Source organism: Burkholderia sp. AU44665 (assembly GCF_030504405.1).
Lineage (GTDB): Bacteria > Pseudomonadota > Gammaproteobacteria > Burkholderiales > Burkholderiaceae > Burkholderia > Burkholderia semiarida.
The window spans coordinates 124,210-146,099 of record NZ_JAUJRI010000006.1 but is presented as its reverse complement, the minus strand read 5'-3'; the positions used below and the strand labels follow the sequence as shown (position 1 = coordinate 146,099).

General features: G+C 71.2%; 18 protein-coding genes. 4 read left to right on the top strand and 14 right to left on the bottom strand.

Annotated features, from left to right (window positions below; translation table 11 throughout):
* The 3 genes from QZM15_RS15295 to bcsB are packed head-to-tail and all read right to left on the bottom strand — an operon-like array spanning position 1 to position 7,442.
* Entirely contained in the window at positions 1-3,897 is a 3,897-nt protein-coding gene (locus QZM15_RS15295; RefSeq protein ID WP_302106677.1) for a cellulose synthase subunit BcsC-related outer membrane protein, read from the bottom strand.
* Complete coding sequence (gene bcsZ, locus QZM15_RS15290) at positions 3,882-5,111, bottom strand: cellulose synthase complex periplasmic endoglucanase BcsZ (RefSeq protein ID WP_302106676.1); 1,230 nt, start codon at positions 5,109-5,111, stop codon at positions 3,882-3,884. Before bcsZ ends, QZM15_RS15295 begins: the two co-directional genes overlap by 16 nt.
* Positions 5,112-5,114: 3 nt before the next feature.
* Positions 5,115-7,442 carry a cellulose biosynthesis cyclic di-GMP-binding regulatory protein BcsB gene (bcsB, locus tag QZM15_RS15285; RefSeq protein WP_059573794.1) on the bottom strand — a complete coding sequence of 776 codons (2,328 nt, stop codon included), beginning with the start codon at positions 7,440-7,442 and terminating at the stop codon, positions 5,115-5,117.
* Positions 7,443-7,933: 491 nt separating this feature from the next.
* On the opposite strand from bcsB, the gene QZM15_RS15280 reads away from it, so the two are divergent.
* Entirely contained in the window at positions 7,934-8,956 is a 1,023-nt protein-coding gene (locus tag QZM15_RS15280) for a sensor domain-containing diguanylate cyclase (RefSeq protein WP_302106675.1), read from the top strand.
* Positions 8,957-9,010: 54 nt separating this feature from the next.
* Here QZM15_RS15280 and QZM15_RS15275 read toward each other — a convergent pair whose 3' ends face one another.
* From QZM15_RS15275 to QZM15_RS15255, 5 genes are all read right to left on the bottom strand, one after another.
* Complete coding sequence (locus tag QZM15_RS15275) at positions 9,011-9,463, bottom strand: hypothetical protein (protein WP_302106674.1); 453 nt, start codon at positions 9,461-9,463, stop codon at positions 9,011-9,013.
* Entirely contained in the window at positions 9,463-10,872 is a 1,410-nt protein-coding gene (locus tag QZM15_RS15270; protein WP_302106673.1) for a phosphatase PAP2/dual specificity phosphatase family protein, read from the bottom strand. The genes QZM15_RS15275 and QZM15_RS15270 overlap by 1 nt, the downstream gene beginning before the upstream one ends.
* Complete coding sequence (locus tag QZM15_RS15265; RefSeq protein ID WP_302106672.1) at positions 10,869-12,638, bottom strand: bifunctional alpha/beta hydrolase/class I SAM-dependent methyltransferase; 1,770 nt, start codon at positions 12,636-12,638, stop codon at positions 10,869-10,871. Before QZM15_RS15265 ends, QZM15_RS15270 begins: the two co-directional genes overlap by 4 nt.
* 78 nt (positions 12,639-12,716) lie before the next feature.
* Positions 12,717-13,322: a CDP-alcohol phosphatidyltransferase family protein gene (locus QZM15_RS15260; RefSeq protein WP_059573799.1), complete on the bottom strand. Its 606-nt coding sequence runs from the start codon at positions 13,320-13,322 to the stop codon at positions 12,717-12,719.
* 15 nt (positions 13,323-13,337) lie between these two features.
* On the bottom strand, positions 13,338-13,772 hold the full coding sequence (locus QZM15_RS15255; protein ID WP_155634599.1) for a hypothetical protein: 435 nt from the start codon (positions 13,770-13,772) through the stop codon (positions 13,338-13,340).
* 18 nt (positions 13,773-13,790) lie between these two features.
* Here QZM15_RS15255 and QZM15_RS15250 point away from each other — a divergent pair, with 18 nt between their 5' ends.
* Together QZM15_RS15250 and QZM15_RS15245 are read left to right on the top strand one after the other, a co-directional pair.
* A complete protein-coding gene (locus QZM15_RS15250) occupies positions 13,791-14,423 on the top strand; it encodes a lysophospholipid acyltransferase family protein (protein ID WP_089464970.1) in 633 nt (210 codons plus the stop codon).
* A 32-nt stretch (positions 14,424-14,455) separates the two neighbouring features.
* Positions 14,456-15,385, top strand: a complete 930-nt coding sequence (locus QZM15_RS15245; RefSeq protein WP_059573800.1) for a phosphatidate cytidylyltransferase — start codon at positions 14,456-14,458, stop codon at positions 15,383-15,385.
* 41 nt (positions 15,386-15,426) lie between these two features.
* Here the strand turns inward: QZM15_RS15245 and QZM15_RS15240 are convergent, their stop codons facing one another.
* The 5 genes from QZM15_RS15240 to QZM15_RS15220 are packed head-to-tail and all read right to left on the bottom strand — an operon-like array spanning position 15,427 to position 20,258.
* Positions 15,427-16,251 (bottom strand): topoisomerase IV, encoded by an 825-nt coding sequence (locus QZM15_RS15240; RefSeq protein ID WP_302106671.1) that lies wholly within the window; start codon positions 16,249-16,251, stop codon positions 15,427-15,429.
* Between the two features lie 51 nt (positions 16,252-16,302).
* Complete coding sequence (locus QZM15_RS15235) at positions 16,303-17,250, bottom strand: hypothetical protein (protein WP_302106670.1); 948 nt, start codon at positions 17,248-17,250, stop codon at positions 16,303-16,305.
* On the bottom strand, positions 17,247-17,558 hold the full coding sequence (locus QZM15_RS15230; protein ID WP_059573802.1) for a hypothetical protein: 312 nt from the start codon (positions 17,556-17,558) through the stop codon (positions 17,247-17,249). Before QZM15_RS15230 ends, QZM15_RS15235 begins: the two co-directional genes overlap by 4 nt.
* On the bottom strand, positions 17,558-18,919 hold the full coding sequence (locus QZM15_RS15225; protein WP_302106669.1) for an acyclic terpene utilization AtuA family protein: 1,362 nt from the start codon (positions 18,917-18,919) through the stop codon (positions 17,558-17,560). Before QZM15_RS15225 ends, QZM15_RS15230 begins: the two co-directional genes overlap by 1 nt.
* Before the next feature lie 40 nt (positions 18,920-18,959).
* Positions 18,960-20,258: a CitMHS family transporter gene (locus tag QZM15_RS15220; protein ID WP_302106668.1), complete on the bottom strand. Its 1,299-nt coding sequence runs from the start codon at positions 20,256-20,258 to the stop codon at positions 18,960-18,962.
* Positions 20,259-20,355: 97 nt separating this feature from the next.
* Here QZM15_RS15220 and QZM15_RS15215 point away from each other — a divergent pair, with 97 nt between their 5' ends.
* The gene (locus QZM15_RS15215) at positions 20,356-21,252 is read left to right on the top strand and encodes a LysR family transcriptional regulator (RefSeq protein WP_302106667.1); all 897 of its coding nucleotides are present in this window, start codon (positions 20,356-20,358) and stop codon (positions 21,250-21,252) included.
* Positions 21,253-21,292: 40 nt separating this feature from the next.
* Here the strand turns inward: QZM15_RS15215 and QZM15_RS15210 are convergent, their stop codons facing one another.
* Positions 21,293-21,877 carry a flavin reductase family protein gene (locus tag QZM15_RS15210; RefSeq protein WP_302106666.1) on the bottom strand — a complete coding sequence of 195 codons (585 nt, stop codon included), beginning with the start codon at positions 21,875-21,877 and terminating at the stop codon, positions 21,293-21,295.
* Between the last annotated feature and the right edge of the window lie 13 nt (positions 21,878-21,890).

Sequence of the window (21,890 nt, the reverse complement as noted above, 5' to 3'; positions counted from 1 at the left end):
CTAGTAATCCGAATAAAGCCGCACGGGCGAGGGTGTCACGAGCCAGCTGCGCGGCGCGCGCGCATCGAACGCATAGCGCAGGTAGACGAGCGCCGAGCTCGGCGCATAGTCGTGCGACCGGTCGATGTGCAACTGCGCGCCGACGCTCAGGTGCGGGTTCACGCGATACTCGACGATGCCGTTCACGCCGTACGAGAACGACACGCCGCGCGTCGAACTGCCCGCGTACACGAACCCGGCCGCCACCTGCGCGGCCCGCTGTCCGGAGAGCGTCGGGTAATACAGCGAATCCTTCTCGTAGCTGTTCGAGATCCCGCCCGTGACGGTCAGGTCCCACGACAGCGCATCGTGCCGCCCCGCCCATTCGACCGGCACGCCGAGCGACAGGTAGCGCTGCGGGCTGTAGTAACCGCCCTGCCCGTACGTGTAGTAACGCAGGTTCTGCGCGTAGTGCCACGCATTGCCGACGAGCCCGGTGCTGACCTTCATCGTCGCGCGCTCGTACACGGGCACCGTGAAGCCGGTGCGCAGCGTGACTTCCGCATTGCGTTCGACGTTGCGGCCGGACAGCACGCCCGCGCCGAGTTCCGCGAACAGGTTCGTGCGGCCGACGTCGACCGACGCCCGCAGGTTCACGCCGTCGCGGCGCACGCCGCCCCACACCGCGCCCGTCCACGGGTCGCGCATCCCCGCGTACGACAGCACGCTGCTCGTTTCCGGCCGGCGCGACGCATTCACGGAGAAGCTCGCGGGGCCGGCGTCGAAGCGATAACGCACGCCGCCGACGAGGTAATGCACCGGAAAGCCGAGCGGCGACGTGCCGAGATCGAACCGCCATGCATCGGACAGGTAACCGGCACCGAGCGCGACGCCCGTCACCGACTGGTGCAGCGAGCCCGACGGATTCGCGAGCAGCGCGGCAGCCTGCGGATTCGGCTGGAACGGCGGCGGCAGCCCGTTCGGCGCCCTGAGCCCCGCGTACGTGCCGAACGTCTTCAGCGAATACGCGTTCGGGTCGCTCGTATCGAGCGTGCCCGGGTCGAGATGCACGGTGTCGATCTGCGCGAATACGTGCCCGTCGTAGCGGACCGGCATCTGCATGTAGATCGGCACCTGCTGCGCGCGATACGACGAGATGCCTTCGTCGCCCGATTTGTACGCGGGTATCCAGCCGGTCTCGATCTCGGGATTGCGCCGCTGCGCCAGCTCCGCGAACGCGGCCTGCGCGGGTGTCAGCCCGTCGCGGCCCGGGCCTACCCCCGTCGCGCGCTCCTGCGACTGCGACAGCCGGTACAGCGACGCCGCGTCGTCGTAGCGGCCCTGCGCCTCGGCCACGCGGCCGGCCGCGACCGTCACGTCGGCGCGCGCCGGATATGCGGCCTGCAGCCGCCCGGTCACCTGCGCGGCTTCGTCCGGCCGGCGCAGCGCGTTCAGGCGCCGCACGGCCGACAACTGCGTGTCGACGTCGTCGTCCGGCGTGCGCGCCAGCACCGCCTGCACGCGCTCGCGGGCGGCCGCACGGTTGCCGCTGTCCTCGTCGATCCGGGCGAGTGCGAGCTGCGTATCGGCATCGTCGGGCGTGCGCGCCACGACCGGCGCGAGCGCCTCGCGCGCCGCATCGTAATGCCCCTGCGCGCGTTCCAGATCGGCGAGTTCGAGCGCATGGCGCTTGTCCGCGCGGCCCGCCGGGCTCGCGCGATCGAGCAGCGTGCGCGCCTGCGCATAGTCCTGTCGCGCGATCGCGTCGTCGGTCTGCCGCAGCACGAGCCGCAGCGACTGGTCCTCCAGTCGCGCCGTCTGCGCGGGCGTCAGCGCCGGGTCGCGGCGCAGCGTGTCGAGCCACGCGGCGAGCGCGTCGTCGCGCCCCGCGCGGCCGAGCAGGTCGCCGTAGCGCAGGCGCACGTCCGCATCGGCTTCGCGCGGATGCGCGGCGATCCAGTCGTGGAGCGGCGCGAGGCCGCGCTCGGGTTCGCCCGCGTCGATCCACTGCGCGCCGATCGCGGCGAGCATGTCGGGATCGTCCGGCGCGCTCGCCTGCGCGTGCGCGAGCGTGGCGGCGAATGCCGCGCGGTCGCCGCGTGCATGCGCGCCGCGCGCGTCGGCGAGCGCATTTTCGGCATCGAGCTTGCGCGCGAGCGCACGCATCCCGTCCGAACGGTGCGCATCGTCGACCGGCGCCAGTGCGGCCTGCGCGCCCGCGACATCGTCGAGCGAGTTGCGATACAGCGCGTTCGCGTAGCGCATCTCGGGCGTATCGCTCAGCGCGAGCCCGTCGTCCATCACCGTGCGGCCGAGCTGCGGCAGCCCCATGTCGCGATAAAGGCGCGCGAGCGCGAAGCGCGTCCACGGCGCGTCGGGCGTCGCGCGCACGGCCGCCTCGTAGCGTTGCGCGGCCGGCCCGCGTGCCCCCTTGTCGGCCAGCGCGCGCGCTTCCTTCGCGAGCAGGTCGCCGCGCAGGCCGTCGAGCGCGCGCCGATCGTCGGCGCCCGTCACACGCCCTTGCAGCGCGTCGAGCAACGGGCCGATCCGGTCCGCGCGGCCGGTGTTTTCATACAGCGTGGCCGTGTCGCGCACGGCCGACACGCTCGGCGAGCGCGCGGCGAGCAAACCGCGCAGCAATGGCTCCGCCTGCGCCCAGTCGCGCTGCGCGAGCAGCGCATCGGCAAGCTGAAGCTTCGCGTCCGGGTTGTCCGGCTGCATCGCGAGCGCCGCGCGCGCGGCGCGCTCGGCATCGCGCGGGCGGCCCGCACTGGCCGCCTCGCGGCCCTGGGCGAGCAGCCCCCAGAACTGCGCGGTACGCGCGAGGCCTTGCCATTTGCCGCGCTGGTCGGTCGCACGCGTCGCGGCCCGTGCGAACAGCGCGCGCGCTTCGTCATGCCGCCCTTCGCGCAGGCGCAGCAGGCCGAGCCCGCCCAGCGCATCGGCGTCGTCCGCCCGCGCCCGCGCGGCGCGCGCGAGCAGCGGGTCGGCGGCGGCCAGGTCGCCGCGCGCCAGCGCCTGCAGCCCGCGCTGCTGCGCGATGTAGTCGGGATCGCGCTCGAGCCGGCGCTGCGCATCGCGCTGCCGATCGAGGCCGGCCGCGCGATCGCGGAATTCGGTATCGTCCGGCGCGAGCGCGAGATACGCGTGCAGCGCATCGAGATACGCGGGATCGCTGCCGGCCGACTGCAGCACGCGCCGCCACAGCGCCATCGCTTCCGTATGGTCCGCGTCGGCGCGCGTCGCGAGCGACGACGCGATCCGGTTCGCTTCCGCGCGCGTGTCGTCGCGCTGGTTCAACAGCCGCGCGAGCGCGATCGACGCGCTCGTGTCGCGCGGATCGGCGGCGATCGCGCGGCGCAGCGCGGCGATCGCCGGCTCGCGCCCGCCCGGCGCATTCGACACGATCTGGTAATACTCGGCGCCGAGCGCACCCGACGGCGCGCCGTTCGGAAACAGCGCGACGATCCGCCGGGCCGCCTCGTCGGCGCGGCCGCTGCGCGCGAGCAGCCGGATCTGCGCCATCTCGCCGCGCGCGCTCGTCGCGACGCGGTATTCGTCGGCCACCCGCCGCGTGGCCGGCGCATTCGGCGACTGCGCCTGCAGCCGCGCCAGCGACGCCTGCGCACCTCTCGCGTCGCCGAGCCGCAGCAGCACGCGCACCTGTTCGGCCAGCAGGTCGGGATCGCCCGGCGCGATCAGCAGGCCCTTGCGCAGCGCATCGCGCGCGAGATCGTCGCGATGCTTGATGCCCCACATCCGCGCGGTGTCGAGCTCGCGCCGCGCATCGCCGGCGGTCGAGGTCGCCGGTGCCGCGGGGGGCGCCGCCGCGGCGCCCGGCGCGGCCGCGCACACCGACGACGCGAGCCACGCGAATCCCGCGACGTGCGGCGCGGCGCGCTTCAACGGGCGGCGCACGAACGGCCTCCCCAACGCGTGTCGAGCGTGCCGTCCGCTTCGAACCGGTAGCGGCCGTCGCGCCAGCCGAGCCCGAACAGCGTCAGCACGCTGGAGTAATAGCCGGGCGCCGACTGGCGCGCGAGCGTCTCGACGCGCGCCGCCTGCGCATCCGCGAGCGCGTGCTGGCCGCGCGCGTCGAGGAACGGCACGGCCGCCGCGGAGAAGCCGCCGTTGCCGTCGTTCGGGCCCGCGACGCCCGTCGTCGTATCGACCTTCTCCGGCGGCGCGCCATGCGCGGCGATATGGTCGGCAAACGGCGCGAACTTCGCGAGCAGCGGCGTGGCGAGCGGATCGGCGCGGTCGAGCATGCCGGCCCACAGGTACACGCGAATCGCGTTGTACGCGCTCTCCGCGTGCGTGTCCGGATCGGGCCCGAACCCCTTGCCCGCGCGATACAGCGCCCAGTCGGGCGAGAAGCCCTTCGGCGCGGTGTCGAGCAGCACGCGAGCGGTGCTGGATGCGAGCGCGGCCCAGCGACGGTCGTCGGGCAGCCGCGCGCCGAGCGCGCGAATCACCTGCGGCGGCGAATAGCTCGGATTCACGCGCCATTGGCCGTTGGCCAGCTTGAACCCGGTCGGCCCCGGCAGCAGCGTGACGCCGAGGCCCGGCACGGTCGCCGTCTCGTCGTCGAGCACGCGCTTCGCGAGCAGCGCGCCGCGCGCCGTATAGCTGCGCTCGTGCCACAGCCGCCCGGCCTCGACGAGCGCATAGGCGATCCACAGGTCGGCGTCCGACGCCGCGTTCGCGTCGAGCACGCGCCATGCGCCGTCGGGCGCGCGGCCCCACAGCCACGCCGGCAAGCGTGCGCTCAGGTCGCCCTGCGCGAGATTGTTCTCGGTCCACGCGAGGATCGTGTCGAACATGCGCCGGTCGTTCGCGACCAGCGCGAAGAACAGCCCATACGCCTGCCCCTCCGATACCGTGCGCGAATCGGCCGAGCCGACGTCGATCACGCGGCCGTCGGCCGAGATGAAATCGCGCTTGAACGCGTCCCAGCGCGGCCACGCGGCGCTGCATCCCGCGGCGGCGGCATCGGCTGCACTGGCCGGCGCGGCCCGCGCGTGCATGGCCATGCCGGCCGCCGCGCACGTCACCGCCACCGCCAGCGCGAGCGTCGCGCCGACACGCCGCGCCGGCTGCGTCGCCCGTCGCTTCGTCATTGCCCGCGCCATCCGTTACATCCCCCGTCGACGCGCGGCGATTCGCTGCAGCACGCTGAACACGCCGAGCGCGAGCAGCAGCCCCGCGACGACGCCCACCGCGCCGAGCACGACCGGATGCCGCGCCGCCTCCGTCCACACGCGCGCATACCACGGCACGAAGCCGACCACGTAAGGCTCGCCGACCCGCAGGCTGTCGACCTGCCCCGGCCGCACCAGCGCGAGGTCGCCCTGCAGTTGCGCCACGAGCCCCGCGTTCTCGAACACGTCGAGCAGATCGCCGAGGCGCGGCTGGTCGGTCGCCGTCAGCGCGACGACGCTGCGGCCGCGGCTGCCCGGCAGCTCGAAACCGGCGAGCGCGGCGAGCGGGCCCGTCTGTTCGATGTGCGCGCCGCCGTCGGCGACGCCCACGCCGTTGCGCCAGCGCTCCTTCACCGTGAACGCGACGCGCGTGGCACCGCCGCCGCCCGCGCCGCCCGGCTCGCCGATCGCGAGCGGCAGCGACGCGCGCCAGTTCGCCAGCAGCGGCGACGCCGGGGAGCCGTCGATCACGAGCACATCCTTGTGCCCCGACAGCGCGGCGACGTCGCCGGGCCGCGCGACCTGCACGCGCAGCGCCGGAAAGCCGGTCCATTCGCCCATGTGGCCGAGCATCGTCAGGTACGCCTCGAGCTCCTGCGGCGAGGGCCGCTCGGGCAGCACGACGGCCGTCTGCGACAGGTCCGCGAAGCGCGTGAACGGAAAGCCGCTGTTCGCGAAGAACGCAAGGTTCGGCAATTGCGCGTAATGGACGAAATGCGAGAAGTCGATCGTCGAATCCGGATCGATCGCCGCGCGCTGAGGCTCGGTGGCCGTGCTCGAGCACAGGCCCGTCTTCTGCGAATCGAGCGTGAAGCGGAATTGCAGCTGGTTGCCGCTGCCGACGCGAAACGCGGGAATGTCGACGTCGCTCGTCACGCGCCCTTCCGGCACCGACAGCAGCGGCAACTGCATGCGCCCGTGCGCGTCCTCCGCGTGGGCCGGCCCGAGCCGGTACGACTTCACGAGCTGGTCGTTGATCTCGACCGCGAGCGTCGAATTGTCCTGCACGGTCGGCGCCGTGTAGCGGTAGCGCAGCGTGATCGGCACGCCCGCGCCGTTCCACGAATGCAGATCGGCCGGCACGCGCAGGTTCAGCCGGATCGCGTCGGGCGTCGTGCCGCGCACTTCGAGCTGGCGCGGGTCGTTCACGAGTTCGCGGAACGCGATCGGCCGGTTCACCGGCAGCCAGCGCGGCGCGTCGTACGGCTTGCGCGGCGCGCCGAGATCGACGTGCGCGACCGTCGCGGCCGGCCCGGACAGCGCCGCGCGGCCGAGCACGAGCGTCGCGACCGCGTCGTCGACCTCGGCCGCCGTGCGGCCCGTGACGATCAGCAGCTTGCGCCCCGGCGCGGCCGGATTGTCGGCGACCGCGAGCAGCGGACCGTTGATGGGTGGCAGCGCGAGACCGGCCGGCAGCGTCGCGGCCGTGCCGACCACGACGGCCTGGTCGTCGGCCGGCAGCGCGGCCGATACCGGGAAGCGCGCATGCCGGTAGTCGGCCAGCGCGCCGAACCACGACGCGAGCACGCCCGCGCTGCGCAGCGTCGCCGAATCGGGCGTGGCCGGCAGCACGAACGGCAGCCGCAGGCGGCCGTTGTCGCGCCGGTCGAAGAACGGCGCGGGCAGCAGCGCGAGATCGTTCGGCAGGCGCACCGGCGATTCGTCGAGGATCAGCTCGCTCGTCGGGCTCACGTCGGCCCACAGCGCCGAGTTCGCCGGATCCTCGCAATGGTCGAGCGTGTAGTGCGCGATCAGGCGCAGGCCGATCTGGTTGAAATCGGAAAAGTAGCGCGGATCGATCGGGATCTCCTGCGTGACCGTGCGCCCGGCGCGTGCCGCATCGAACGGAACGGTCGCGATCACCTCGCCGTTCACCGACACCTTCAGGTGCGACAGCGGAAAGACCAGCGACGGCGAATACGCGTAGGTCAGGCGCAGCCGCGCGCCCGTGATCACGCGGTCGAGCCGCACGCCGGCGTTGATCGTGCGCGCGTCGTCGGCGCCGCGCAGGCGCAGCGGATCGAACGCGCCGAGCGATGCGAACGGCATGCGCACGGTCGTGGCCGGCAGGCCGGCGGCCGGCGCGCTGGCCGCCGTCGGCGCGGCCGCGGGCGCCGCGGTAGCGGGGGCCGCCGCGCGATCGGCAGCGGACGTCGAAGCGGCGGCCGGCACCGCCGGCATCGGCGCGGCCGACAGCGCGGCCGCGTGGAAAGCGCCGGTCATCGCGGCCGCGAGGACGAACAGCGACACGGCCGGCCTCATGCGCCGCTCTCCATCGTCACGATCGTCCGGTCCATCCGCGCGTCGCAACGGACGCGCGCAAAGCAGCTATGCCCGTGAGTGCACATCCCCTCTGCTTCCTCTCATCTATATGACCTGATTGCATTTGTCGGTACGACGCGGCGAATGCTTCAGCGGCCGGTTCGTCGCGTGGCGGCGCGCCTGGCACCGGCGCCCGCTCATTCGTCACACTATCTCAAAAATAGAACAAAACTTACCGTGATTCGCGACTGTGAAGCGAAAAAACCTCAATTCGGTCGGAAATGCCGCGCGGGAAGAGGGAATGGCAAGAATTGCGCCGTTGCCAGCGGGACGGCTGGAACGGCATACTGCCGGCGCGATACGGCTGGCCGGGAGCCGGGCCCCGGCCGCGGTCCGTGGCGGACCGCCCTCGCCACGCGCGCTGCCGCAGGCGGCGCGTATGCTACCGCAAGTACGTGTCGCGCGACGTACTTTCTTCATGGAAAACTGACTTGAATCAAACCGCCGACTCCGCCACCCCGTCCGCCGACACGTTGCTGCGCATCATCGCGGCACAAGCCGAAATCGCGAAACTCGGCATGGACCTCGGCAGCGTGATCGCGTACGTGGCCGAACAGATGCCGCAGCTCACCGGCGCGAGCGCCGCCGCGGTCGAATTCGCCGAAGGCGACGACATGGTGTACCGCGCCGCGTCCGGCACGGCCGCCGGCATGCTCGGCCTGCGGTTGCGGCGCTCGGGCAGCCTGTCGGGCCTGTGCGTGCAGCAGGGCGAGTTGCTGCACTGCGTCGATTCGGAAACCGACCCGCGCGTCGATCGCGATGCGTGCCGCCGGGTCGGCCTGCGCTCGATGCTCGTGATGCCGCTCACGCATGCCGACACGACGGTCGGCGTGCTGAAGGTGATGTCGCCGGACGTCGACGGCTTCTCGCCGGCCGACTCGGCCACGCTGCGGCTGATGGCCGACCTGATCGCCGCCGCGATGTTCCACGCGGCGCGCAACGAAGCGAACGAACTCTATCTGCGCGCGACGCACGACGCGCTCACGGGCTTGCCGAACCGCGCGCTGTTCTACGACCGCCTGCGCCAGTCGATGCACACGGCGCTGCGCGCGAGCGGCCGGCTCGGCATTCTCAACATCGACATGGACGGGCTGAAACCAATCAACGACGGGTTCGGCCACCGCGCGGGCGACGCCGCGCTGCGCGAGGTCGCCACGCGAATGCAGGCCGCGGTGCGGCGCTCGGATACGGTCGCGCGCATCGGCGGCGACGAATTCGCGGTGATCCTGCCCAATATCGGCACCCGCGACGATGCCCATGCGCAGAGCACGCGGCTCGCGCGGCAGGTCGGCGAGCCGTTCGAATTCGACGGACATGCGCTGCGGCTGGGCGTCAGCGTCGGCATCGCGATGCTGCCGGACGACGGCACCGACATGAATGCGCTGATCGAGCACGCGGACCACGCGATGTACGAGGCCAAGCGCACGCGATCGCGGCGCTCCGCGCAAGCATGACGCCTCGCATGCGCCGGACGGGCCGTTCCCGCCGATAGCGCGCTTGCGCTGACCCTAACCGATCGGCGACACCGCGATCGCGAGCCCGACGACGAGCCACTGCACGATCGCCACGAGCACCGCGGCCCGGCACAGCCCGACCGCGCCGCGCACGCGTGCGTCGAGCGTGCGCCCGGCCTTCGCCGCGTCGATCCAGCCGAGATCGGCGAGCGCACGGTCGAGCGCCGCGAGCCCGTCGGCGACCGCCCCGTCGCCTTGCGCCGCCCGCGCCAGCGCGGCAAACAGCCGCCGATCGATCTCGATGCGCACCGCGTACCACAGCGCCGCGATCCCCGATCCCGTGCTGACGACGGCCAGCAGTACCCGGGCGAGCGTCGCGGGCGCCCAGCCCGCCGCGATCCACCCGCCCGCGCCGGCTGCGGCCAGCGCGGCCGCGAGCGCCCATGCACCCGCATCGAGCGCGCCGCGCGCGGCGGCGATCCTGAACGGCGCGGACGGATCGCGCATCACACGCGCCCCGCGTCGCACCGGCGATCGATCCACTGCTGCAGCACGGCCACGCCGTCATCCGACCAAACCGCGCGCGGCCGAACCGCGCGCACCGCGGCCAGCGCCTCCCGCGCATCGGTGAACCCGCGCCGCGCGGCGAGCCACGCGGCCGCGCACAGCACGCTGCGCCCGTAGCCGAGCGCACAGCAGACCAGCACGTCGCGCCCTTCGCCGTGCAGGCGCTCGAGCGCCGCTACGGCCTGCGCGAGCTGCGCCGCCGTCGGCGCGACGAGGTCGAGCTGCGGCACGCACGCATACGCGAGCGATGCGTCGGCCGTCGCCCAGCGCGGCATCTCGGCAGTCAGGTCGACCAGCGCGGAGAAGCCGTGGCGCCGGATGTCGCGCGTCGTCGGCGTCCGGCCGATCGACACGCGTTCGTCGATCCGCACTGGCGCCGGCTGGCGGAACGTCCACAGCCGCGAATTGACGAACGCGCCGGCGATCGTCGGCGCGAGCAGCGCGCCGATGGAGACCGGAAACCGCCCGTGCGCGTCTTTCTGGAACGCGCCGGGCGCACCGCGCCGGTAGGCCCACGCAACGCAGGCGAGCGCCAGTGCGACCCACCCCGCCGCCAGCGCTCCGCCCGGCGCACGCGGCACGCAGGCCAGCGCCGCGCATGCGACCAGCGCGGCGCCGAACGCATAGCGGCGCGCGAGCGCGCGGCCGGCCTGGCTCGGCGATGCATCGGCGCCCGGCAACCGGCCTGCGGCATCGCGCAGCGGAAACAGGAACAGCGCGAGACAGCCGACGGCCGCCCCGGTCGGCACGTCGATCGCGTGATGCTGGTAGGTCGTCAGCACCGACACGCCGATCGCCGCGAACCATAGATGCAGCACGCCGCGCGCGAACGTGCCGCGCAGGTGCTTCGCATAGACGGCCCACAGCACGACGAGCAACCCGATATGCAGCGACGGCGCCTGGTTGAACGGCTTGTCGAAGCCCATCAGCAGCGTGAACAGCGCGCCGGCCACGCCGCCCGCGTCGGGCCGCTCGAAGCCGAAGCGCAGCGGCCACGCGATGAAGCATGCGACCGACACCAGTTGCACGGTCAGCAGCCGTTTCACGTGATCGAGCAGATCGTCGCGGCGCGTCCAGAAAAAGAACGACAGCGCATACAGCAGATCGATCGACCAGTACGGCACGATCGTCCACGGCACGAACGGGATCGCATGCTCCCAGCCGAACGCGAACGTCGGCACCGCGGCGCGGCGCGCGGCGAGCCAGTTCGCGAAGCCGTACGTCGAGAAGAACACGGCGCCCATCGCCGCGAGCCAGCCGAAACGCAGCGCGAACGACGCGCCGCGCGCGCCGGCCGCCGGTGCGGCCAGCCCGCCGCCCGCACCCGCGCCGCCGCCGAGCGCGCTCATGACGCGTCGACCCGCTGTGCGAGACTGACCGTGAAGATGCCCATCTCGTCGATCCGCTGGTCGAGCTTGCGGAAGCCCGCCCGCGCGACGAGCTCGTCCATTTCGGCCTGCGAACGGCGGCGCATCACCCACGTCGACTCGCCGCGGTGATTGTTCAGCGCGCGCGCGATGAATTCGAGCTGCGGATGCCACGGCTGCCCCGTGTAGACGAGATAGCCGCCCGGCGGCACGGCCTGCGCGAGCCCGCGCAGCGAGCGCTCGATCAGCGCGTTCTCGCCGAACAGCTCGTACAGGCCCGACACGATCGCCAGCGTCGGCCGCGGCTCGAGCGTCGCGAGCGACGCCTCGTCGAACGCGTCGCCGCGCTCGAAGCGCGCGATCGGCTCGAGGCCGCGCTGCGCGATCAGCACGCGCCCGGCCTCGACGTTCGGCGGGCTGTAGTCGCGCAGCGTGATGTCGTCGGGCGCCGCGCCGTCGCGCTCGGCGGCCATCGCGATCGCGTCGAGCACGTAGCGCCCGTGACCGGCCGCGATGTCGACGATCCGCACCGGCGTGCCGTGCGCGCGCAGCCGGCCGATCGCCGCGCCGATCAGCTCCTGCAGATGCACCTTGCGCTGGCGGATGCCGACCCAGCCCGGCGAATCGAGATACGTGCGGTCGATCAGCGCGCCGATGCCGAACCGCCCCTGCGCGCGGTTGCGGTACACGTAGTCGAGCGTCGAGCCCGAATCGAAGCCGAGTCGCAAGCCGAGCGCGATGCCGTCCGACAGCGCGCCGCCGGCTTTCAGCCCGGCGCGCGTGAGCGCCCAGTACGCCCGGGCGAACACGTTGGCCGGCGGCCGGCCGAGCGCCGCGTATTCGTCGTGGAACGCGCCGCGCCGGTCGGCATCGGCGAGCGACACGCGCGGGCTCGGCGCATCGAACTCGCGCAGCACGAACGCGCGCAGCGGCGCGAGCGCCTGGGCCCGATCGCGCTCGCCGAGCGTGTCGTGGTAGAAGCCCGGCAGCACGATGCGCTCCTTGCGCGCCGAGCCGAGCCGTTCGAAGAAGCGGTCCTGCGGGCCGCGATGCACGACCCAGTCGGCGCCCGAGATCAGCAACTGCGTCGGTACGGTGATCGCGGCCGCGTCGGCGACGATCCGCTGCGCGGTATCGTGCAGGTCGAGCAGCATGTTGACCGCGATCGGCCGCGTGATCAGCGGATCGGACGCGTAGCTCGCGATCCGTTCGGGATCGTGCGTGAGGAATTTCGGCTTCACGTAGCTGTTCACGTAGAACAGCCCGCGCAGCTTGTGCATCAGCCGCAGCCCCGGCCGCGCGAACGGCACGTAGAGCTTGATGTGGAATGCCGGCGACGCGACGACGAGCGCGCGGATCGGCGGCGCGTAGTCGTGCACCCAGGTCGCCGCGAGCACCGCGCCGACGCTCTGGCCGACGACCGCCATCTCCTCGATCGCGATGCCGTGCGTGTCGCGGATATGCTCGACGAAGGTCTGCAGGTCGCGCACCGACGCGGCCGCGCTCGGGCTGTAGCCGCGCGCGCCCGGCGAGCGGCCGTGGCCGCGTGCGTCCCACGCAAAAAAGGCGAAATCCGGCAGGTCGAGCTCGTCGACGAGGTGCGCGACGCGCGCCGAATGTTCGTGCCCGCGATGCAGCAGCACGATCGCGCCGCGGCAGCGTGCGCCCGTCGCGGGCCAGTGGCGGTAGAACAGCGTTGCGCCGTCGTGCGTGATGAAGTCGGCCTCGCGGGCCGTGCGTGCGTTCATGCGACCTCTCTCGTTTCGTTATTCGAATCATGCGGCGCCGCCCTCCGGCGCCGGTCCCGCCCCCGCGTCGGCGGCCGATCAGCCGCCCGCTTCGGCGATCCCGGCCTGCACGCGCCGCACCGCCGTCACGATCGACAGCACGATCAGCAGCCGCCACAGCCACGCGGCGGCGCCGCCGACCGGCAAGCCGAGGCCGATCCACAGCGCGAACGCGCCGAGGGCCAGCGCCCGGTCGCTCTTGCCGAACGGGCCGTCGTAGCGGCGCGTCGCGCCGACGAGCGGGCCGATCAGCCCCGCGCATTCGACGATCACCGCCGTCAGCGCGAACAGCCAGACGTCCGCCGGCGCGAACGCAGGAATGGCGAGGAACGGCAGCACGAGCGCGACGTCGGACACGATGTCGCCCAGCTCGTTCAGGTATGCGCCGAGCGTGCTCTTCTGCCCGTGCTCGCGCGCGAGCATCCCGTCGATCGCGTTGAGCGCCATCCGCGCGAACAGCCACAGCGGGATCAGCAGGAACAGCGCGCGGGCGAACACGCCGAGCCCGGCAAGCGCGCCGACGACGATCGAGCCGCCGGCCGCGAACAGCGTGACCTGGTTGGCCGTGACGCCGCGTTCGGCGAGCGAATTCGCGAACGGGCGCAGACGGTTCTGAAATTTGGGTTTGAGTGCGTAGAGGCTCATCGTTTCGTATTCGTATTATTCGCGCGGCACGGTCGGATAGTTTCCCGCCGCCATGCCCCGGGCGGCGAAACGGCCTTCGTCGGCCTGGATTGAACGGCCCTCATCGTCGCCGAGCGGCCTCCATGCGTCAAGCATGGCGGCGCGAACCGCCCGCGCGGCGGCAATCTGGCGTTTTTCGGCGAAACTCGCGATAATCCGCTGGCCCGATCGCGGCGAGATCCATTCGAGCGGCAGCGGGCACTCGTGCAACAGCCGATTATCACGCCGCCGACCGGCGCATTCGCCGCGACGCAGCAGCGTGCGACGGCGAATCGTCCGATTATCGCGGACCTGCGACAGGCAGCCACGAACTTTGAAAAAATTTAAACAAGAGCCGTCCGGCGCGCATCCTGCCGCGCCGGCATTCCGGGGTTCCGCCCACCGCGCGTGCGCGGCGGGCCGGGCATGCACGCAGGAGGCCGCGCGCCGATGAACATCCTCAACGTCTGGCAGCGCGATTTCCTGCTGTCCATCGTGCGGCTCGTCGCCGGCGCGTATCCGGTCTGGCATCAGGCGCCGCCGTCCCCGACGCAGAAGATCTATTTCTCGAACCATACGAGCCATATCGACACGCTCGCGATCCTCGCCGCGCTGCCGCGCGACGTGCGCGCGGTCGTGCGGCCGGTCGCCGCGCGCGACTACTGGGACAGCAGCGACCTGAAGCGTCACATCGCGCAGAAGCTGCTGAACGTCGTGCTGATCGACCGTCATCGCGAATCGGGCGGCGACCCGCTGGAGCCGGTGCGCGACGCGCTGCGGCAGGGCCACTCGATCATCATCTTCCCGGAAGGCACGCGCGGCGCCGACGTGCTCCCGCAGCCGTTCAAGAGCGGGCTGTTCCATCTCGCGACCGAATTCCCCGACGTCGCGCTCGCGCCCGTCTATCTCGAGAACCTGCAGCGCATCATGCCGAAGGGCGCGATCTGGCCCGTGCCGCTGATCTGCAAGGTGCATTTCGGCGCGAACGAAGCGCTCGCCGCGCAGGAAGACAAGCCGACGTTCCTCGCCCGCATGCGCGACGCGGTCGTCGCGCTCGCGCCGCCGCAGCGGCCGGCCGGCTGAACGCCCCCTTCTCCCTTTTCCGGATACCAACCATGCGAACCCTCTTCTGGGAACTGGTCGCGGGCGTCACGGGCGTGCTCGTCGTCGCGACCGTGATCGGCGCGATCCTCGGCGCGCGCAGCGGCGGCGCGAGCCCGACCATCGTCAACCTGAACCAGCGCATCCGCGCATGGTGGGCGATGATCGCGATCATGGCCGTCGCGATCGGCCTCGGCAACAACGTCACGTACCTGGTGTTCGCGCTGCTGTCGTACCTGACGCTGCGCGAGTTCATCACGCTCACGCCGACCACCGCGAGCGACCATACGACGCTCTTCATCGCGTTCTTCATCGCGATTCCCGTGCAGTACCTGCTGCTCGGCATCAACTGGTACGGGATGTACTCGATCTTCGTGCCCGTGCACCTGTTCTTCGCGATGTCGCTCGTGTCGGCGCTCACGCAGGACACGCGCGACTTCCTGAGCCGCAACGCGAAGATCAACTGGGCGCTGATGGTGTGCGTGTACGGGCTGAGCCACGCGCCGGCCGTGCTGATCCTCGACATCCCGCGCTACGCGGGGCAGAACGCACTGCTGCTGTTCTTCTTCCTGTTCGTCGTGCAGATCAGCGACGTGCTGCAATACGTCGTCGGCAAACTGTTCGGACGCCGCAAGATCGCGCCGCAGTTGTCGCCGTCGAAGACGGTCGAAGGCTTCATCGGCGGCGGGCTGCTCGCCACGCTGTGCGGCGCGTCGCTGTATCGCGTGACGCCGTTCGGCTTCGGCGCGGCGTTCGGGATCTCGCTCGCGATCGTGATCGCGGGCTTCGTCGGCGGGCTCGTGCTGTCGGCCGTCAAGCGCTCGCTCGGCACGAAGGACTGGGGCTCGATGATCGCCGGCCACGGCGGCATGCTCGACCGCGTCGATTCGATCTGCTTCGCCGCGCCGGTGTTCTTCCACCTGGTGCGCTACCTGTACGTGTGAATGCGCGGGCGGTGCAATGCCGCCCGTTTCCGCGCGAAGGATCAGTACCCGTCGCGCAACGCCTTCGGCACGACGTAGCGGCCACGCGCGGCGTCGAACTTCACCGTGTAGCGTGCATGGATGGCCTTGTCGCCGCGCGTACCCGTTTCCGTGACCGTCAGCGGATAGACGTCGCCCGTGCCGGCCGTGTCAGGCGCGATCTCGAAGCGGCGTTCCTCGCAGCGCGCGCGGGCGTTCGCGCATTCCGTCGACTCCGCGTTGTCGAGCGCCTCGTCGATGCGTGCCGCCGCATGCACCAGCGCATTGCCGACCGGCAGCCAGATTGAGCGGAAGCGTTGCGTATAGCCTTGCCGCGTGTCGCTTTCGCCGATGACGAACCCGAACAGGTGCGGCCCGAGCCGCTCGATGCGCACCGTGCCCGGTTCGCCGCGCCCGCCCGATGCGATCTCCGTTTTCTTCGCGACCGGCTCGAGCGTCCTGCCGTCCGGCGAAGGCTTCAGCACGTACAGGTCGATCGCGCCCGGCGTCGCGTCCGAATCCATGCCCGGCATCCCGTTCTGCACCGCCGCCTCGGTCTCGCCGCACATCGCGAGCAGCGTGCGCGGGCCGTCCGCGGTCGCCACGCGCAGCACGCCGCACGGCGAATGGATGAAATCGTCGCCGTCCGCCTGCCAGCCCTTGCGGCTCGCGCGCCAGTTGCCGTACGTGTCGTGGATGAAGGTTTTCAGTTGGCGGTCGGGCTGGGCCGGCTCGGCGGCATGAACGGGCGACGGTACGGCGAGCGCCGTGAGTCCCGCGAGGGCACCAAGGGCGGCGAGCGAAGCCAAGAGCGGCTTGAGACGTATGGTCGGGTTCTGGGCAGTCATGACGAGATCAGGTCGGATGGGTGTGCGGCGGATTGTTGCAGAAACGATGGATCAAGGCTGCCGCGGCGCGATGCCGGTGCCATCGGGCTTCAGCCGTGCGGTGCGCACCCACCCTTCGGCAATGCCCTGCGTGCGCGGATTCAGATAGACGACCGACGTGAAGTCGCCATACTTGGTCCGTGCGTCGACGTGGTCGTGCTCGACGACGAACAGCCCGTCAATCCTGCATGCGTCGTCCGGTGCGGAAAAGAACGGCAGCCGCCCATTGCCGATGACGACGCGTCCTGCATCGCTGCCCATCACGTCATCGCCTTGCGCCTGCGCACGACGGTTCAGCGCATCGCAGTCAACGGCACTGTGTATCGGCGTGGCCGCTACCGCGCACGTCGACACGAAGCGCGACAGCGCACGCCGGTCGATCTTCAGTTCGTCCGGCCGGTCGGGATCGCGCGTGACGTCGAATGCCTGCATCGCACGCGTATCGAGCGTCACCCAGCCAACCGTCGCTTCGCGATTCGGCGTGCCCGAACGGTCGGGTGTCGCGAACAGACGGATGCGGTAGACGTCGTGGTTACGCTCGTCGACGGCGGCATGGATGTCGCGCTGGGCGAACGCGGTCTGTCGCAGCGCAGGTACGATGAGTGCCGTCAGTCGTTCATTGCAGGACGCAGGCGGCGCGGCGGCCGCCGCCTGCGCGGCCAGCGCGCCGGCACATGCGAGCATGACGATGGCCGCACCCCGGATGCGCCGCCCGGCCTGGCCATTCGCGCGGGGCGGCGTTACGATCTCGTTCTTCACTTCAAGCTCCGTTCGATGCGTGCGGGAATCGGTCCACGAAGCCGTAGCGTACACGCACGGCGCGTCGCATCGCACGCGGTCCACGACTATCGGCAGGGCCGACGCCGCCACATCTTCGGCGCGTGCATCGCGCGAGCGGACAGGCGTCGCGAAATGCTGATCCAGTGAACACCCGACTCTGACCGCGACGCCCGCCGTCACGCCGGATCCGGCACCTCGATCGCCAGCAGCGCCGAACTGACCGACTTGCCGTGCGCATCGAGCGCGAGCGAGCGCGTCACGCCACCGCCGAGCGCATCGCTCAGCACGAAGTTGAACGCACCGAGCGCCGGCAACTCGTAGCGCACGACGTCGCCGTGCACGATGCCCGCGAGCCATGCCTTCACCGCCTGCGCATCGAGGTGCGTGCGCAGATGATCGTAATGACGCGGATCGCGGCAGATGACCGACACGTTCAGCGTATTGCCCTTGTCGCCGGTGCGCGCATGCGCGAGTTCACGCAGTTGCATCAAGCCTCCACGAATGAAAACGACGGCGTCACGGCCGCGCGCGGCAGCAGCACCGACTGCACGGCGATCACCTCGCGCGTCGACTTGAACGCGCCGCCGCCGCCGGCCGGCCCGTTCGTATAGAGCGTCTCGACTTCGTTGCCGATCCGCGCGGCTTCGGCGGCGTTCGCCGCGCGGCCGGCCACCCGCACGCGCACCTCGGCCGGCTCGCCGCGCACGGCCGGCGTCGCGTCGCCGTACAGCGCATCGACGCCGATCAGGTCGAAGCGCAGCTCGGTCGCCGCGACGCCGGTCAGCGCGAGCCGCTCGCGAACGATGTCGAGCGCAAGACGCGCCCGCGCGAGCGCGCCCGGCCCGCCGTACGAGACCTGCCCTTCGCCGATCCAGCCGTCGACATACGCGACCGACACCTTCAGCGTGTCGGGCCGCGCGGCGCCGCGCCCGCCCGTCACGCGCACGCGATCGGTCGCCTCCTCCGCGACCGCCACGCGCGTGAAATCGGCCACGACGTCGGGCTGCAGATACCGCGCCGGGTCGTGAATCTCGTAGAGCAGTTGTTCCTTGCAGGTCGCCGCGCTCACGCGGCCGCCCGCGTGCGGCACCTTCGTGATCACGACCGAGCCGTCGGCCGCGACCTCGCCGATCGGGAAGCCGAGCCGCGCCAGATTCGGCACGTCCTTGTAGCCGGGATCGGCGAAATAGCCGCCCGTCACCTGCCCCGCGCATTCGAGCAGATGGCCGACGACGGTCGCCTGTCCGAGCCGGTCCCAGTCGTCCATCCGCCAGCCGAATGCGTGGATCAGCGGCGCGGCGAACAGCGACGGATCGGCGACGCGCCCGGTCAGCACGACGTCCGCGCCGGCCGCGAGCGCGTCGACGATCGGCGCGGCGCCGAGATACGCGTTCGCGGACACGATGCGGTCGCGATACGCGCCGACTTCGTCGCCCGATTCCTCGAAACGGAACGCGCCGCGCAGCACGACGTCGAGCACGTCGTCGCCTTCGACCGCCGCGACCTTCAGCCCCGCGATGCCGAGCGACTGCGCGATCCGCGCGGTACGCCGTGCGGCCGCGCGCGGGTTCGCCGCACCCATGTTCGACACGATCCGCACGCGCCTGGCCGCCGCGACCGGCAGCACCGCCTGCATGCGCGCGTCGAGCAGCGGATCGTAGCCGAGCGCCGGATCGTTGCGCCGCGCCTGCTGCGCGATCGCGATCGTGCGCTCGGCCAGGCATTCGAAGACCAGGTAGTCGAGTTGCCCGTGTTCGGCCAGCTCGACCGCGGGCTCGATCCGGTCGCCCGAGTAGCCGGCGCCCGCGCCGATGCGCACGCGCCGTTCATGTGAAGGCTTTGCTGTCATGTCCGTACCGTCGTCCGGCGGAGCACGCCGCCGGGAAGAATCAAAAGACGCCGAGCACGACGCAGGCGATCGTCATCACGATCGACGCGCCGAACAACAGCGGAAACGTGAATTTCTGGTGCTCGGCGAGCTCGATCCCGCACAGGCCGACGACGAGGAACGTCGCCGGCGTGAGCGGGCTGACCGGGAACCCCGTCGTCATCTGGCCGAGCAGCGCGGCCTGCCCGACCTGCACGGCCGGCACGCCGAGCTGCCCGGCCACTTCCGCGATCACGGGCAGCACGCCGAAGTAGAACGAATCGGGATCGAACAGCATGCTGAGCGGCATCGACGCGAGGCCGAGCGCGACCGGAATGTGGCCGGCCATCGACGGCGGCACGAAGCCGACCGCCGCCTGCGCCATCGCCTTCAGCATCCCGCTGCCCTGCATGATCCCGGTGAACACGCCGGCCGCGAGCAGGATGCCGGCCATCATCAGCGCCGCCCGCGCATGCGCGTCGACGCGCTTTCGCTGCATGTCGACGTCGGGGTAATTCACCATCAGCGCGATGCACAGCCCGACCATGAACATGATCGCGGGCGGAATCTTCTCGCCCATCACGACCATCGTGCCGAGCACGACGAGCGTCAGCACGACGTTGAACCAGAACAGATGCGGCCGGCGCAGCGCCTGCTCGTCGGCCGTCAACTCGCGCCTGGGCAGCGGGATCGACGCATCGTCGCGCGACAGGCCGAGCCGCTTCTCCTCGCGCCGCCCGAGCCAGTACGCGACGCCGAACACGAACACGAGCCCGATCGCCTGCACCGGAATCAGCGGATTGAACAGCGCCGACACCGGCAGGTGCAGCGACGCGGACGCGCGAATCATCGGCCCCGTCCACGGCAGGAAGTTGATGCCCGCGGCCATCGACACGGCGGCGGCCAGCACGCGCCGGTCCATCTTCAGCCGGTCGTACAGCGGCAGCACGGCCGGAATCGTCACGAGAAAGCAGACGGCGCCCGAGCCGTCGAGGTGGATCAGCAGCGCGAGCAGCGTCGTGCCCATCACGATGCGCGTCGGCCGCGTGCCGACCGCGCGCAGGATCCGGTCGATGATCGGGTCGAGCGTGCCGGCATCGGTGATCGTCCCGAAATAGAGGATCGCGAACACGAACATCGCGACCACGGGCGCGAGGCCCTTCAGCCCGTCGATGACGAACTTGCTGGTGTGCAGCCCGAAGCCGCCGATCAGCGACGCGGCGATCGGCACGATGATCAGCGCGACGAGCGGCGACATCCGCTTCGACAGAATCGCGGCCAGCAGCACGACGATCGTGCCAAGCCCGAGTAACGGCAGCATCCGTGTCTCCTACCTTGTCTTTTGTTGGAGACGAGCGTAAGGTCGGCGCAGCGATAGCACAATTGAAATGATTTGATCGTAGCAATCACGAATCGTTATGGATCTGAATCTTCGGGACATTCGCGCGTTCGTCACCGTCGCGCACGCCGGCAACTTCACGCGCGCGGCCGCGCGGCTGCACCTGTCGCAGCCGGCGCTGACCGTGCAGATCCGCCGGCTCGAGGAAATCGTCGGCGCGCGCCTGTTCGACCGCAACAGCCGCAGCGTCGCGCTCACGCAGACCGGGCGCGAGTTGCTGCCGCTGTTGCAACGCTCGCTCGACGACATGGAGCGCGTGCTGCGCGATGCGCGCGCGCTCGGCGAAGGCGCGAGCGGCACGGTGCGGCTCGCGTGCCTGCCGACCTTCGCATCGAGCATGCTGCCGGAGCTGATCCAGTCGTTCCGGCGCGACGTGCCGCGCGCGGGCTTCGAGATCCGCGACGGCGTCGCGAGCCTCGTCACCGCGCTCGTGCGCAACGAGGATGCCGATCTCGGGCTGACCGGCGGCGACACGTTCGATGCGTCGCTCGAGGTGCTGTATGTGGGCGCCGACCGGCTCGTCGCCGTGTGCCCGCAGGATCATCCGCTCGCGCGCAAGCGTCGCGTCGGCACCGCCGACGTCGCCGGCGTGCCGCTCGTGCTCACCGCGCAGGGCACGAGCGTGCGCAGCGTCGTCGATGCCGCGCTGGAAGCGGCCGGCTGCACGGCCGACATCGCGTGCGAGCCGACCTACATGATGACGGCCGTCGCGATGGTGCGCGGCGGCCTCGGCGTGACGATCCTGCCCGCGACCGCCCGCGAAGTGCGCGCCGAGCCCGATCTGGTCGCGAAGCCGATCGACGATCCCGCGTTCGTGCGGCCGATCGCGCTCGTCGTCAAGCGCGGGCGCACGCTGCCGCGCGTCGCGCAGGCGTTCGCCGACCTCATGCTGGCGGAATTGAAGAAGCGCACGTGAAGCGCGGTTCCCACATCGGGACGGTTCGCGCGTCGCTTACTTACCGCGCGTCCGGGTCGACGTGCAGCGATTCGCCGATCGCATAGAAATTGCCGCCCGCGATGTAGTGCAGGCTGCGCAGCGCGGGATCGGCCGATGCGAAATACCAGTGGCCGTCGCGGAACACGCGCGTGTCGGACCACGCGGCGACCACCTCGCCGATGAACAGGTCGTAGGTCTGCTGGTTGTGCGGCTCCGGAATCAGCCTGCACGCGAGCCAGCCCGAGCAGCCGGCGACGAACGGCAGGTCGTGACCGTCGACGTCGAACAGCGTGACGCCCGCCTCGCGCAGCTTGTCGGGCCGCTCGGCCAGACTGTGGCTGCCGACCGCATGCGTGAGCCGCAGTTGCGCGGCCGTCGGCACCTGGATCACGAACGTGCCGCTGCGCTCGACGAGCTCGCGCGTCTTCGCGGATTTGTCGAGCACGACCGTCAGCTTCGGCGGCAGGAAGTCCAGCGCGCACGCCCACGCGGCGGCCATCACGTTGTCGACGCCGTCGTGGCGGGCCGACACGAGCACGGTCGGGCCGTGATTGAGGAGACGGTAGGCTTTGTTCAGCGCCACCGGCGCGATGTGACTGTTCATACGGGCTCCCTGG